The organism is Paenibacillus sinensis, assembly GCF_019904155.1.
GTDB lineage: Bacteria > Bacillota > Bacilli > Paenibacillales > Paenibacillaceae > Paenibacillus_AQ > Paenibacillus_AQ sinensis.
In genome coordinates this window covers 122,947-137,798 of the sequence record NZ_JAHCMB010000117.1, presented here as the reverse complement: position 1 = coordinate 137,798, position 14,852 = coordinate 122,947, and the positions used below count along the sequence as shown (strand labels likewise).

The following is a 14,852-nucleotide window of genomic DNA, read 5'->3' as shown; positions in this document are numbered from 1 at the left end:
GGCACCTCGCTAAAAGATCAGAATGACGATGAGCGCCCCCAGAAGAACACCTAGGCTTCTGCTCATTTTTTCGTATTTGCCCTGTTCCTCCCGGGCCGCCTGCTCCTCCTGTGCCAGTTGCCGGAGCGCAAGGGCGATATGATTCGCCTGATCCTGCCGGTCGCTGACCCCCAGTGTGAAGCTGAGCTGGCGGAGACTCTCGCGTTCCGGGGCCTTCATCGCGGTCGCCTGCCAGTGGGTGCGAACCGCCCGCTCCACGGCTTCGCGAGCAGTCCGGTTATGCGGCTCGCCCATATCGTCCGCAATGTCCAGAAACAGACTCCGCAGCGGCTCCAGGGACTGGGCGGCAATCCGTCCCATCGCCTCGGGCAGCGGCGTATAGCCGTACGTGATTTCGCTCTCCAGCCGCTGCAGCGCTGCAATCAGTCCCCGGATGCTGCGGGGCCGCTCCGCATAGCGTCTGGCTGCGGTGAAGCCCCCGAGCGTCGCCGATACAAGAATCAGAATGGCGCCAATCAGCTTGATCATGACTCCCGCACCCCTGACCGGATTCCCGGAACCGCCAGAAGCGGACGCTTCCTGCCGTCCAGCACCCGGCAGCTCAGTTCCCCGCCCGAACGGTTCAGGATGACATACCGTTCGAACAGCCCCATCTCGATCAGCCGCCCAAGTCCGGGCCGCATGCCAAGCTCCGATGCCTCACGGCCATGTGCAGCCGCCAGGACGGTGATCCCGGCATGCAGAGCCTCCATGACTGCCTCGGCATCCTCCGGGCGACCGATTTCGTCGGCGATCAGCACATCCGGCGATAGAGACCGGATCATCATCATCATGCCCTCGGCCTTGGGACAGCCGTCCAGGACGTCCGTCCTTGGACCGATATCGAAGGCGGGAACGCCTCTTCGGCATCCTGCAATTTCGGAACGCTCGTCCACGATGCCGACCTTGAAGCCGGGCCGTCGTCCACCGCTGCATGGGACCCCGTACGAGATTTGCCGGGCAAGATCCCTGAGCAGCGTCGTCTTGCCATGCTGAGGCGGAGAGATGATCAGTGTATGCAGCACCCGCCGGCTGCCCGAGTCCAGCAGATGGGGGAGCACCGGGTCGGCGACACCGGGCAGTTCCCGGGCAATCCGGATGTTGAAGCCGGCGATGTCGCGAAGATGGCCTACGCTGCCGCCGCTAAGCACCGCCCGGCCGGCCAGTCCAATCCGGTGTCCGCCCGGAATGGTGATGAATCCCTTGCGAAGCTCTTCTTCCATCGTATAGAGTGAATGATTGCTGATCAGGTCAAGCATCCGGTGGCTGTCCTCCCGGTCGGGCCTGTAAGCGTCCGCTGTATCCGAAGTCAGGCCACCGGCGGCATTCACAAAGGCATAGCGGCCTTCATAGTTGATTTCTAGCGGCCGGCCTTCCCTCAGGCGGATTTCCTCCACCTTGTCCAGCAATTGGATCGGAAGACGGGAAAGCGCGGCTCTCACTTTTTCGGGAAATAATTGAAGCCATTCGTTAGCCATAGACCGTCCCCCCAAATCATGCTTCTGTCGGATGGTTTGCTACATATTTATGCTTGTACGCCGTTCTATATGCCTACCAATCTATCATTTCTTCAAAATGCCGAATAAGAGGCATGCCACGCCGATAAAGACCCATGCCAGCTTCCCCGGCGATAATTCTCTGGCCATGCCCGACAAGCCGATTGTTGTCGTCAGGATCAGCACCGTCGGTCCGACAAGAGCCAGCGCCGAATTCACGGCGAGCGCCCTGTCCACCCGACCAAGTCTTAACATGATCAGCGCAGCGATAATTTCCAAGCTTCCGGACAGCGTCCGCAATCCGGCCATCCAGCTCACATACTTGTCCATCCCGCTTCACTCCTTTCCCTTCAGATTCCGGCAGTTCCGGCCTCACGCTATCTGTTCATGGATATGCGGCTTGATCACAATTTAGACAGGCCGGTTTTCGAAAAATGGGACAACGGGCATAAAAGCGCGAAAGGTAAACCAACCTATTTCAATGAAGGCGGATATTTTTCACAAAAATAATGATAGAAAAAAATATTCAGTGTGATAAAATATTTTTTGGATATCGACTCTATCATCCACAAACAGAAAGGATTGCTTTTATGCCTACACGCACTTCGACCTTGTCAACCACCGCCGTAAATCTGACACGTACGGCCCGTGACGCCGCAGTAACCGTATTTTCCGCCCTGCTGGTCGCAGCCGGACTCAAGCTGTTTCTGATTCCCCACCAGCTGCTCAGCGGAGGAGTTGCCGGGGCGGCTTCCGTCATCGGGTATTTGACGAACCCCAAGTACATTTCCGCGATCTATTTCGCGATCAACCTGCCGATGCTGATCTGGGGCTTCATCGCTGTCGGCAAAAAATACATCGGACTCAGCATGCTCTGCGTCGCCTCCACCACCTGGTTTCTGAACATCATCCCCCAGGTTCAAGTAACCAAGGACCCGATCCTGGCCAGCATATTCGGCGGGGTGATCATCGCGGCAGGCGTTGGCTTCTCGCTTCGCGCCGGAGGGTCATCCGGAGGCTTCGACATTCTGGGCTCCATCATTACCCGCAAGCGAGACGTGCCAATGGGTACGGTGCTGTTCGTGCTGGACGGAGTCGTCATTCTGACGCTCGGCTTCATGAAGAGCTGGGATTCCGCGCTGTACGCCATGCTGTGTGTCTTCGTCAAGAGCAGGGTCGTCAATCTGATTCATATCCGGCATGTCAAGCTGACCTGCTTCATCGTTACCAAGCACAAGAACGAGATGCTCGGACGGCTCAACCAGCTGCCCCACGGCGTTACGGTCGTCAACACGGAAGGCGGCTTCAGCCATGAGGGCAACACGATGCTGATGACCGTGACAACCCGTTACGAACTGGCTGAGCTGCGCAAAGCAGTGATGTCGGTGGACCCATCCGCTTTCGTAAACGTGCTGGAGACGGTCGAGATTCTCGGCAGATTCAAGCGTCTGGCCTGATATTATTGCTGCGGCTGTGCGCGAAAGCAGCAGTCGGTCAGACCAGACCAAGGAGACCCTTGACACTTATGCCGGGTAACGGTTCAACCGGAGGAAGATAGAATGATTTTTGGGGCGGTGAAGCGAGAGAAGTGATGGGATCACAAGAGCAGCAGTTCTCATCCGGACACTGATGCGAATTGCACAAAAAAAGACCGGTTTCGCAGGCATCCATCCCCCGGAACCGGTCTTCCCCATATCATGACAATCGCTGATCATGCATCGTTCTTGTCATATGCAAAAGGCTCACAGCGTCCCAGGACGCCGTGAGCCTTATTATCATCATTAGAATTCGGGGCTTGATTAACTGCTTAACGGCGATCCTGGGGACCGCCTACAAAGACCTGATCCTCGGTATCCAGCTCATAAGCCGTATGCAGCGCCCGGATAACCTCTTGCAGGCGACCGGCTTCCACTACGCAGGAGACCTTGATTTCGGAGGTGCTGACCATCTTGATGCTGATACCAAGGCCCGAAATCACTTCGAACATCTGCGCCGCTACGCCGGGATGGCTGACCATGCCCGCGCCGACGATGGAAATCTTGACGAGATTGTCTTCCGAAGTAACATCCCGGTAAGGAAGCTCTTCACGAATTGCCCGGATCACTTCCTTCGCTCGTTCCATCTCATCCAGGGAGACGGTGAAGGAGAAGTCGGCCTCTCCGTTCTGAACCCCGCTCTGTACGATAATATCCACGTTGATGCCTTCCGAGGCAAGCCTGCCGAATACCTGGGCCAGTACCCCGGGTACATCCGCAACTCCGGAAATGCTGATCCGGGCTACATTTTTATCATAAGCGATCCCGCTGACCGCCACTCCCTGCTCCATGCTTGCTTCCTCCTTCACAACAGTGCCTTCATTATAATTGAAGCTCGACCGCACAACCAGCTTCACCTGGTACCGCTTCGCATACTCCACCGCACGGGGATGGAGAACAGCGGCGCCGAGATTGGCGAGCTCCAGCATTTCATCATATGAGATATCATTCAGCTTGCGGGCATTCTTCACGATCCGCGGATCGGTGGAATAGACGCCGTCAACGTCGGTGTAGATTTCACACACATCCGCCTTGATGGCAGCCGCCAGCGCAACAGCCGTCGTATCGGAGCCGCCGCGTCCAAGCGTCGTAATTTCACCGTCAATGGTCATACCCTGGAAACCGGCGACGATGACGATTTTGTTCTTCTCCAGCGCTTCCAGCACACGCCGCGGCACAATCTCATTAATCCGGGCGCGTCCATGTGTAGGGTCCGTCCGGAAGCCCGCCTGCCAGCCTGTATACGAAACGGCTTCCCGTCCGATGCCGCTCAGTGCGATAGACAGCAGCGCAATGGAGATTTGCTCCCCGTTGGCCATCAGCATATCCATCTCACGGGCAGGAGGCGCGCTGCTCAGCAGCTTCGCTTGATCGATCAAATCATCGGTGGTATCTCCCATGGCGGACACAACCACAACACATTTGTGGCCTTCATCCTGCTTATCCGCAATGCGTTTGGCAACCCGCTTCATTCTCTCGGTATCGCCAACGGAGCTTCCTCCGAATTTCATAACATAAAGTGACAAAACTACATTCACTCCCAACTTCAGTTCTATGTAAAAACTCGGTTTCCCGCTTTAAACCAGTATAATACGAAAGTGACCCGTTGCGTGAATTATTTTGCAAAAAAATGAGGATCTTGTTCGCGCCTCATTCGTATTCTCCCAACCTATTCTCTATAATCTGTATGTTTGGCAGCTGCATATCTTACGATATTGTGCCAATCATCATGTAATATACTTCATTCACCAGATATCATCATATAATGTATATTTAATTATAACCATTTATATTCAAATCTAAGACTTCGGCTTCTTGCCGGAAGGGGGACCTATGCGAATTATAGTCAGCATTGACGACACGGACGATATCACGACAAAAGGCAGCAAAGGGACCGGCGATTTGGCACAGCATCTCGCCCGGACAGTCAAGGAGATGGGCTGGGGGACCTCCTCCCGCATCACCAGGCATCAGCTTCTTCTTCACGAAGATATCCCTTATACCTCCCATAACAGCTCCATGTGCTTCGAGGCCGAGATCGAGCCCCGGTATTTGCAGGATTTGATCCGATTCAGCTCCCTCTATCTCGCAAGCGAGAGCGAACCCAAAGCCGATCCCGGCCTCTGCATCGCCGTGGTCGAGCAGCTGGCGGACGTTAAGCCGCTGATCGATTTCGGATACCGCGCCAAACGGGAGGTGCTGACCAAAGACGATGCCTATCGTCTTGCCGCAGGGCTGGGCATCCATCTTACAGAGCACGGCGGCACCGGACAAGGCGTGATCGGCGCTCTGGCGGGAGCGGGACTGCGGCTGGGCGGCAACGACGGGGCATTCAAGAGCAGACATAAGGTCGGCCAGCCCGGTGAGGTGCTGACTGCGGCGCGTCTGCGGGATCTGGCGAAGGTCGATGCCGTTCAGGACCCGGATGGCCGACTGCTTGAAGATCATGAGCCCGTTATGCTCGGGCAGATGGTCAAATCGATTTTATCAGGGGGCAGAGCGGTCATACCCGTCCAAAGAGATGAGGGCAAGGATGGTTCATCAGTATGGAAGACCTGCTCCCGCGAGCATATACATCTTGGCCAGAGGGCAGCACGATGAGCGGGCCGGACGGGCTGCGGCAGGATTTGATGCAGGATGATCAGCTACAAGAGAATCTTATGCGGGAGAACCCGGCTGGGACAGCCGCACTCTGCTCCTCCTTCCATCCGGATTTGGAAGAGGAATGGGCGGACGACGAGGAAGTCTCATGCCTGAACTGTTTTTTCCGCCGTTGGACAAGCCGTTCCTTCGATTGCATGGCTCCTGAGAGAGGTGGCCTCCAGAATGTATGATATCGCCATTATCGGAGCGGGCATCATAGGAACCGCCGTCGCAAGGGAACTGTCCAAATATGATCTTAGGATTCTCTTGCTGGAGAAGAACAATGAGATCGCGAATGAAGCGACCAAGGCCAACAGCGGCATCGTCTACAACGGACACACCGCCCGAGCGGAGAAGCTGAAGGGCAGGCTTACGCTAAGAGGCAGACAGCTATTCGAGCCGCTGTGCAGGGAACTGGGGGTAGCCTTCAAGCCTACAGATATGCTGATCGTCGGCTTTGATGATGAGGACGATGAGGCCATTCGCGAGCTGCATGCCAGGGCAGTGAAGAATGGTATCAAGGGAGCCCGGTTGATCGATAGGGACGAAATTCTTCAGCGGGAACCGAACGTGAATGGCAAAGTGCGTACCGCCTTGTTAAATCCGGGATGCGGGCTCGTCGATCCGTGGGAGCTGTGTCTCGCGCTTGCGGAGAACGCAGCCATGAACGGCGTTCAGGTGATGACCAATACGGAAGTGACCGGTCTGACCTCTCAAGCTGACGGAATTATCGTATCGACCATAGATGGAAACTTCGCCTGCCGAGCCGTCATCAGCTGTGCCGGGGTGCATTCGGAATCGATCAACACGATGAGCGGGTCCAATCATTTTACAATCCTGCCAAAACGGGGCCAATATGCTGTGCTTGACCGAAACTCTGATTTCCAGGTCAGCCATATTGTCGCCCACTGCAAATCCGAAAAGGAAAAAAGCGTGTTTCTAATCCCCACTGTACACGGCAACGTCATGATCGGCCCGATTATGGAGCCGGCCGAGAATGCCTCGGCGCGGGAGACGACAGCCGCCCAGACAGCCAAGCTGCTCCATTCGGCACGCAAAATAGCGCCTCGGGTACCGGAGCGGATGATTATCCGTACGTTCGCCGGATTGAAGGCCAAGTGCAGCCTTGGCGATTTTCTGATCGAGGAATCACAGTCCATGCCCGGCCTTATTATGGCGGCCGGAATCAACAATCCCGGCTTAACCTGCTCACCCGCTATCGCCGTCCATATCGCCGGGATGGTGGGCGACCTCTTCGCCAGGGCAGGCCGGACGCTGGAGCCGAACGCGGCATTCATCCCCGGAAGGGGCGATATGCTTCCGTTCTCCTCCCTGTCTGACAGCGAGAAGAATGCCTTGATCCGCGAGCATCCCGGTTATGGACGGATCGTCTGCCGCTGCGAGGCGGTGAGCGAAGAAGAAATCCGCGATTCCATCCGCCGCGTCCCCGGTGCGCGCTCCACAGGCGGAATCAAGCGCAGAACACGTGCCGGAATGGGCAGGTGCCAAGGCGGTTTTTGCGAACCACGGGTCGTCCGCCTGCTAGCTGAAGAACTGGATGGCAACATGAACAAGATACTGATGGAGAATAAAGGCTCGGAAATACTGGCCGAACCGCCAGTCCATAGCGCATACGGGAGGATTTGGGATGAGACGGTTTGAACTGGCCGTTATCGGTGGAGGACCGGCGGGAATGGCCGCCGCCCTGGAAGCCCGGGAGCAAGGCGTTCGGGACATCATTGTGCTGGAGCGCGAACCGGAGCTGGGCGGCATTCTACAGCAGTGCATACACAGCGGCTTCGGGCTGAAGTATTTCAACGAGGAGCTCACGGGACCCGAGTACGCCGAGCGGTTCATGGATCGGCTTGGCGCCACGGATATTGTCGTCAAGACCGATACGACGGCGCTTGAAATCAGCCGTGACCGTAGGGTCAAAGCCGTCAACCCCGAAGACGGCTATTTCGAGATCGAGGCGGACGCCCTGATCCTGGCAACCGGCTGCCGGGAACGGACCCGGGAGGCCGTCGGCATCCCGGGCGACCGCCCTGCGGGCGTGTACACGGCCGGAAGCGCCCAGCGGTTCATCAACCAAGAGGGCTATATAATTGGAAGACGCGCATTGATTCTCGGCTCCGGAGATGTGGGTCTTATTATGGCCCGGCGGCTGACACTGGAAGGCTGCGAGGTGATCGCCGTGGCCGAAGCGCGACCCGCTGCATCCGGGCTCAAGCGAAATGTGCGGCAATGTCTGGACGACTTCGGCATTCCCCTGCTGCTCAGCCACACAGTCACCTCCATTCTCGGCAAGGACCGTCTGGAAGGCGTCGTTCTCTCGGAGGTGGATGAGAATCTGCAGCCGTTGCCCGGCAAGTCTGTGCATGTCGCCTGCGATACTCTGCTCCTGTCCGTCGGCCTGATCCCGGAAACCGAGCTGGCGGTGCTGGCCGGGATTCCCGTCCATGAAACACAGGGCGGCTTGCTCGTCAATGAGAATTTGCAATGTGGTGTCGAGGGCATATTCGCCTGCGGAAATGCCGTTCGCATCTACGATCTGGCCGATACAGTAAGTCTTCAGGGGCAGCTTGCGGGCCGTTCCGCCGCCGACTTTATCTTCAATCACCGTTCCACCGCCTCTGCTGCACAAGACCGGAATGAAAGGGGGCTGCACCATGAGTAATATAACGGTTCAGACCTGTATTATCTGTCCCAAAGAATGTTCTATCGAGGTCTCCTCGATCGAAACTCTCGTAACCTATGTGTCCGGATATAACTGCGACCGGGGCAGAGCATTCGCGATACAGGAGACACTGTCTCCCTCGCGCACCTTGACGACGACCGTTCCGGTTAAGAACGGCGGCTGCACACGTCTGCCGGTCCGTTCCAGCAAGCCCGTGCCCAAAGGACTTATTCGCGACTGGATGGCTCAGGTCAAGCAGTTGGCTCCGGAAGCCCCGGTAGTGGCGGGAGAGGTGCTGATCGCCAATATATTCGGCTCTGGCAGCGATGTCATCAGCTCCAAAAGCGTTGGACGCAAGCAATGAGCAACGAAGTGGATTGAACCGGCTCTATGGGGTATCCAAACCAACGGCCAAGAAATTACAAATGGCATAAGCCATAGTTAACCCTAATAGGCCTTTCATCACCGTGAAAAGCCTGTAACAAAGGGAGACGACAGCGGATTTACCGCAGTCGTCTCCCTTTGTTCATTTTGGCTTATCGAGCCATAAAGCTCTCCATCTGTTATAGATGCAATAGATGCATCAATTGGTTCAGCATCGTTACGGCTTCCGCCCGGGTGGCCTCCTGCTCGCCGCCGAAACGGCCGTCCGGCATCCCGTGGATCAGTCCGAGCGCGTACGCTTCGCCAACATTCTCCAACGCCCAGGCGCCGATTTTGCTCTTATCCGTGAAAGGCATCTGGCCCGTCACCGCGCCGCCCCCGGATTGCTTGTACGCCCGCATGGCCATAACGGCCATTTCCTGCCGGGTAATCCGGTCGCCGGGGCGGAATTTACCGCTGTCTCCCTGGATAATCCCCGCTGCCGCGGCCGCTTTGGCTTCACCTGCGAACCAGTCCCCCGCCTTCACGTCCTTGAAGCCGGAATCGCCCGCGCTGGTCTGAAGCTTGAGCAGCCGGGTCAGAAATACAGCAAATTCGGCCCGGGTCACCGGTCTTTGCGGGCTGAACCGATCCGCCGAGGTTCCGTTGACGATTTGGCGTCCCGCCATAACCTCGATCGCCTGCTTTGCCCAATGTCCGGTAAGATCCTTGAAGGATTTCCCCGTTTCGACTAGCAGATAAGCCGTATATTTATCGGTTCGGAATGTGATCCCGGTGTCGGTGACATCGCCTCCTGCGTATTCCCAGCGCCCTTCATCAGCGTCAAGCGCATAGGCGACAAGCTTCGCAGGATCAACCGTCCCTTCGGGAATCGGCAGCGAAATCGTAATCGGAGACTGAATATCATACAGCGACGCATCTCCGGACAGTGATTTCAGGGCAATCACCTGTCTGCTCTGTGTATCCTTCGGCTTCGAAGGCAGCGAGCTTTCCGACGGCTTCCATAACCCGATCGTCCAGGCATATTGATCCGGCACCGCGACGGACGGCACCAATACAGAACGAGAGCTGTCCTTCAACACAAACGGCTTCCCGGCGGATTTCAGCAAGGTCAGGGTCGCGGCAGGCACCCGTACCTCCTTCGCATTGTCGTTCGATTCGGAAAAGCCTGTCACATCGGCTTCCAGTTGTGCCATTGTAGCATCCCGAATCAGAGCCTCCGCTTTCGCCGCATCCACGCGGGGAACACCATCCGCTCCGGCGTTCAACAGACTGTTCGACTGCGTTCCCTGCGAGGAGGCTACCGTGCCTACTTCAACGGCTGCCTCTCCGGAGGCTGATACGGAAACGTGGATACTGGTCGATATCCCGCCCTCACCGGCGTCGTTTACGCCGGTCAACCGATAATACCGGCTGGAGCCCGGGATTATCCCGGTAACGGTATAAGCGTTGCCGCTGATCGGCGCACCGCTCTCTTTTTTAAATCCCCAGTATTGGTCACTGCTCGAATACAAATGGTATCCTGTCGTATATGCCAGCGAACTCCAACTTAGTTGAAGATTTCCGCTGTCCCATTTCGCGTCGATCGTTCCGTTCATCGGGGGAGGCACATCCTGCGCCGTCGTTCTGAACTTGACCGAATGGGCGGGAATGTCCTGGCCGTCCACTGTACGGATGTCCGGTATTTGCAGCGTGTACTCCTTGTCAAAACCCAAATCATACGCAACCGTTCCTCCGCTGCCCGAGAGCGGCAGGAAGAAGAACGTGCCGTCATCCGTGAACTGGGCGGCATAGCAGACGGCGCCAGTCAGCCGATCGGCATCCAGCGTGGAATCCAAGGGAAGAGCGGTCCCGTTCTCCTTCAAGACGATGCCTTTGGCAACGTCCTCCGGATGAGCCGCAGGCCGGTCCAGTATAAAGGACAATCCCGTCTCGACCGGTACGCCGGTTGCGCCATCCTGAAGCGAATGGACAATGACCGGATCGCCGGCTCCTGTATAGACCTTCGGACTGACGGGAACCGAGAAGGTAAACACCGTATCCTCGTTCGAACGGTAGGCCCCAAGACTGACCTTGTTGTTGGCGACAAGGGTTCCGCTCAGCACAACCGTATACTGTCTGCCTTTGGAAAAAGTCTCCCCGGCGGATAGCTCCAAAACATAGCTGGAACCGGCGGGCATACCGGCAATACTTTGGTTCTTATCGGCGGAAGATGACAGGGACGCAACCTTCAATCCTTCGCCTTCCGCCTTCGCGCCGCTATAAATGCGAAATTGGGCGGGATCAGCGTTGCTCTGCGGCAAGTTTTTATCAAACCAAAGCTGCAATTGCCGTTCATTCAAATAGCGATAGCCCAGAAATTGAAAATTCTTTCCTCCCTGGCTGTTGAGCGCATACAGTCTCTCCGGGAACAAGCCGATCAGAGCCGGAAGAAGCAGCACCGCGATTAGCAGCGCCACCCACGCTCTTGAAAGCATGCTCCGGCCAGTCGATGACATGATGAATCCCGCTTTTACCGCCCGTTTATTCATAGAATCCCACCTCATTTACGGACATTCGATCCTTGCACTGCTCCACTACCCCAGTTTGTCCATCAGCTTAAGCAGCATCGTTGCGGCTTCGGCGCGGGTCGCGGGCTCTTTGGGGGCAAACCGGCCATCCTGTCTTCCGGTGATAAGGCCCAATCCGTAGACGCTGCCGACCGAGTCGGCCGCCCATGCGGCAATGTCACTCTTGTCTTTGAAATCCGCCGCTTTCACTGTTCCTGTTACTTTGGCGGCGGTGCAGGCCCTGTTAATCATAACCGCCATCTCCTGGCGCGTAATGGTCCGGTTCGGCTCGAAGCGTCCTCCATTCCCTTGAATGAGTCCGGCACCAGCGGTCTTTTTCACTGCATCCGCATACCAGGCTCCACTCTTCACATCAGAGAACGCAGCCCCAGCTCCCGAAGAATCCAGCTTCAGTGCTCTGGCCAGCAGCGCGGCGAACTCCGCCCGCGTGATGTTGCTGTTCGGTGCAAATTTGGTCCCGCCGACTCCGGTTACGACCATACGGGCTGCCATGATATCGATATTATCTTTCGCCCAATGCCCTGCGGTGTCCGCAAACGTCCGATTCCATTTTCCTGACACATAGGAGCCAGATCGGTCGACTTTCAGCGTCAGACGGTTGCCTTCAGTTTTTCCGCCCGCATACTCCCAGGCGCTGCCCTGTTCATTCAGCTTGTATATTCCCAGGAGCTTCTCCAAAGTCGCAGGTATAGATATTGTTGTCGGTGTACCCGTCAGACGGACCGCGACGCCATTCGCTTCAATGATGAAGTGATACGCTTTTGCAGTATCAAGAAAATCCGGAACGGGCGAAATGGATGTGAGATCGGGATAAGCCGCAATAAAGGTCATATCAACAGTTTTATCCAGGCCAGTTTCCGGAATCCGCCAGTACACCGTTCCATCCTGCACAATCACCGGCTTGTGTGCCGCAATCAGCTTGACGGACAGCTCTTTGGGAATCTCAATGCCGATGCTTGCACTTTGTACAGTCCTAAGCGATGTCAGATTGACAGCCAACGCAGATCGGTCAGAGCCGTCGATCAATTTGAAGGCTTTGTCAGGGTCAAGCTTCAAGACGATAGCCTGATCCGCTCTCTTTACGGTTTCCCCCACCTCATCGGGAGTCACTGCGTTTTGTATCAGCTCTTCTTCGCCGGAGAGCACCTCCTTCTCGCCCTTTCCGCCGCCTGCGGGTGAATCTGCCGGTGTGCCGATTGCGAAATCCCAGGTGTAATCATGCCCGAGCGTATTCCCGTTGTTGGCGGTGATACCGGCCGATGCGACCACGGTATACGCCGTATCCTTCTCCAGATTGTTATAGGTCAGAGTCAGCCGCCGAAGCTTCTCGACTCCGGGCTCCCAGTCGGTCCCCTGTTTGAGATAGTTCTGCGAGGAATAAGAGATTGACTGGCTGCTGCCTTTTTTGTAAACCTTGATCTTGGCAAGGACATCGTTCAAATTAAAATCAATGCCATTCGTAAAATCGAACTGAAGCACGGTGTTTCCTGGCTCTTTACTTATCGCGCTCATCGTCACCGCAAACGCTTTGTCAGAATCGCCACCGAGCTGGCCGCTTGGACCATTGGAGCTGATGTTGCCCGCCGCGTCAACCGCCTGAACCGTCAATTGATGCGGACCGGTCGGAAGACCGGCGGCGTGGAAGCTGGTAACATTCCTCACGCTGTATGCGGGCGAGGAACTGTTGTCAATATAGATCCGGTAGCCGGTAACTCCTACATTGTCCGATGCGGCGGTCCAGTTGAGATCCGCCTCCATTTGGCCGGTTTTCGTGGCGTTAAACGAACTGCCCGCAGGAAATTCCGGCGGGGAGGTATCACTGATGGCGCCGCCACCGCCAGTACCGCCTGTACCGCCTGTGCCCCCGGTACCGCCTGTTCCGCCAGTACCGCCCGAGCCCCCGGTACCATCTGTTCCGCCTGTGCCGCCTGTGCCGCCTGTGCCGCCGGTTCCCTCCGAAGATCCGGGCACATTGCCGTCCTCCGACATCATAGTGGCGGATATTGCCGGCCCGTCCGTACTTTGATGGCCGTCACCGTCCAAAGCTTCAACCTTGAACAAATAAGTGCTTGAAGGTGTTAGTCCGGATACGGTGTACGTATCGCCGGTAACCGTCTCAGGCGTCAGCAGAACTCCGTCCCGGTATAGATTATAGCCGGTGACGGCCGTATCATCTGCCGCGCCGCTCCAACGCAGCGTCAATTCCGTCTTGCCGATATTCTCGGCCGCCAGACTTCCGCCGATCCAGTGCGGCAGCGCTGTCTGCGGTACTACCGCCGATACCGTCTGCGAAATCCCCCCTTCTCCCCCGGCATTAGCCGCCGCTACTCGGAAGTAGTAGGTTTGTCCGGGCGCCAGCCCTGTTACAGGACAGGAGGTGTCCGTCACCAGGGATGAATTCAGTTTGTGATAATCCCAGTACATGTTATTGCTGTAATAGACGTTATAGCCCGTTGCAAAAGAAATTGCGGACCACTGCAATACCAGTTGGCTGCTTTGCTCGCTCGCGGTTACCTGAGAGGTCATCGTTAACGGAACGTCGGCAGCAGTCGTGGTGAAATGAATGGTCTTCGCCGGAATTTGTTCTCCGTTCACCAGTTGAACGGCAGGAATATCCAGTGTATAGCTGGTGTTCAGAGACAGATCATAGCTGACAGCCCCCCCGCTTCCTGTAAGCGGAATGAAGAAATAAGTGCGGTCATCGTTCACTTGCGGAGCAAAGCTCTTTGCGCCGCTTTCCGCAGTCGCATCGATGGTTAAATCGTACGGGAGCGTCACTCCGTTCTCTTTTAACACCATACCGTTCTTGACATCATCATAATTAGTGGCGGGAACCGGAATGGAGAACCAGAGATTGCCTTCAACGGGAACGCCGGAGGCACCGTCGCTGATCCAGTAATCTGCCGTCCGTCCGCTCGCCTCTGTCGAATAAGTGCTGTCGGCGGCCGGAACGGTAAAAGAAAATTTAACATCGCTGTTATTCGTAAATGCTCCGATCGTAACTCCATTGTTGGCTCTCAGCGTTTTGCTGATCTTGACCGTATAGGTCTGCCCGGGTTCGAAGGTTTCCCCGGTGCGGGTGGTCAACAAATAGCTGGAGCCGTTGGGAAGCCCGGTTACGCTCATATTGTGATCTGTTGAAGCCGATACTGCCAGCGGAATCATCGGAGCGACGGTCTCGTCGGAGCCTTTATAGATTCTGAACTGCTCAGGTGAAATATTGGCGGCCGGGAGGCCTTTGTCAAACCATATCTGTAAATTGCGCGCATCTTTGTATCGGTAACCGGTAAAATGGAACGGTTTATTCCCTGTAGCGGAATCGTTGTTATAGGCGAAAGCGTTTGGAAACGGGACAACCGGCGCCATGGACAACAGCAGCGCAAATACCATCAATATTTTAAATAAGGGGTGTCTTTTCTTCATCTGCATCCTCCAATCTACCTTATCAAGGCCGGGCACAGCCGCGCCGCCGCAGTTATCATCACAGCCTTCACTCGTGAGACTTGTA

General features: G+C 56.2%; 12 protein-coding genes. 6 read left to right on the top strand and 6 right to left on the bottom strand.

The genetic code is table 11. From position 1 onward, the window contains the following. Positions 1-9: 9 nt before the first annotated feature. From spoIIIAB to KIH86_RS12385, 3 genes are all read right to left on the bottom strand, one after another. The gene (gene spoIIIAB, locus KIH86_RS12395) at positions 10-528 is read right to left on the bottom strand and encodes a stage III sporulation protein SpoIIIAB (protein WP_223086259.1); all 519 of its coding nucleotides are present in this window, start codon (positions 526-528) and stop codon (positions 10-12) included. After that, entirely contained in the window at positions 525-1,517 is a 993-nt protein-coding gene (spoIIIAA, locus tag KIH86_RS12390; RefSeq protein WP_223086258.1) for a stage III sporulation protein AA, read from the bottom strand. The genes spoIIIAB and spoIIIAA overlap by 4 nt, the downstream gene beginning before the upstream one ends. A gap of 84 nt (positions 1,518-1,601) precedes the next feature. Next, on the bottom strand, positions 1,602-1,865 hold the full coding sequence (locus KIH86_RS12385; protein ID WP_223086257.1) for a YqhV family protein: 264 nt from the start codon (positions 1,863-1,865) through the stop codon (positions 1,602-1,604). A gap of 260 nt (positions 1,866-2,125) precedes the next feature. On the opposite strand from KIH86_RS12385, the gene KIH86_RS12380 reads away from it, so the two are divergent. Then, the gene (locus KIH86_RS12380; protein WP_223086256.1) at positions 2,126-2,992 is read left to right on the top strand and encodes a YitT family protein; all 867 of its coding nucleotides are present in this window, start codon (positions 2,126-2,128) and stop codon (positions 2,990-2,992) included. Between the two features lie 350 nt (positions 2,993-3,342). On the opposite strand, the gene KIH86_RS12375 is transcribed toward KIH86_RS12380, so the two are convergent. After that, a complete protein-coding gene (locus KIH86_RS12375; protein ID WP_223086255.1) occupies positions 3,343-4,596 on the bottom strand; it encodes an aspartate kinase in 1,254 nt (417 codons plus the stop codon). Positions 4,597-4,903: 307 nt separating this feature from the next. On the opposite strand from KIH86_RS12375, the gene KIH86_RS12370 reads away from it, so the two are divergent. From KIH86_RS12370 to KIH86_RS12350, 5 genes are read left to right on the top strand one after another with little or no spacing between them, the layout of a single operon-like run. Then, on the top strand, positions 4,904-5,671 hold the full coding sequence (locus KIH86_RS12370; RefSeq protein ID WP_223086254.1) for a hypothetical protein: 768 nt from the start codon (positions 4,904-4,906) through the stop codon (positions 5,669-5,671). Next, complete coding sequence (locus KIH86_RS12365) at positions 5,668-5,904, top strand: hypothetical protein (protein ID WP_223086253.1); 237 nt, start codon at positions 5,668-5,670, stop codon at positions 5,902-5,904. The genes KIH86_RS12370 and KIH86_RS12365 overlap by 4 nt, the downstream gene beginning before the upstream one ends. Next, positions 5,897-7,375 (top strand): NAD(P)/FAD-dependent oxidoreductase, encoded by a 1,479-nt coding sequence (locus tag KIH86_RS12360; protein ID WP_223086252.1) that lies wholly within the window; start codon positions 5,897-5,899, stop codon positions 7,373-7,375. The genes KIH86_RS12365 and KIH86_RS12360 overlap by 8 nt, the downstream gene beginning before the upstream one ends. Next, the gene (locus tag KIH86_RS12355) at positions 7,362-8,390 is read left to right on the top strand and encodes an NAD(P)/FAD-dependent oxidoreductase (RefSeq protein ID WP_223086251.1); all 1,029 of its coding nucleotides are present in this window, start codon (positions 7,362-7,364) and stop codon (positions 8,388-8,390) included. Before KIH86_RS12360 ends, KIH86_RS12355 begins: the two co-directional genes overlap by 14 nt. Beyond that, entirely contained in the window at positions 8,383-8,754 is a 372-nt protein-coding gene (locus tag KIH86_RS12350; protein WP_223086250.1) for a DUF1667 domain-containing protein, read from the top strand. The genes KIH86_RS12355 and KIH86_RS12350 overlap by 8 nt, the downstream gene beginning before the upstream one ends. A 199-nt stretch (positions 8,755-8,953) precedes the next feature. Here KIH86_RS12350 and KIH86_RS12345 read toward each other — a convergent pair whose 3' ends face one another. Both KIH86_RS12345 and KIH86_RS12340 read right to left on the bottom strand, forming a co-directional pair. Next, complete coding sequence (locus KIH86_RS12345) at positions 8,954-11,305, bottom strand: S-layer homology domain-containing protein (protein WP_223086249.1); 2,352 nt, start codon at positions 11,303-11,305, stop codon at positions 8,954-8,956. 45 nt (positions 11,306-11,350) lie between these two features. Beyond that, complete coding sequence (locus tag KIH86_RS12340; protein WP_223086248.1) at positions 11,351-14,767, bottom strand: S-layer homology domain-containing protein; 3,417 nt, start codon at positions 14,765-14,767, stop codon at positions 11,351-11,353. Positions 14,768-14,852 lie beyond the last annotated feature (85 nt).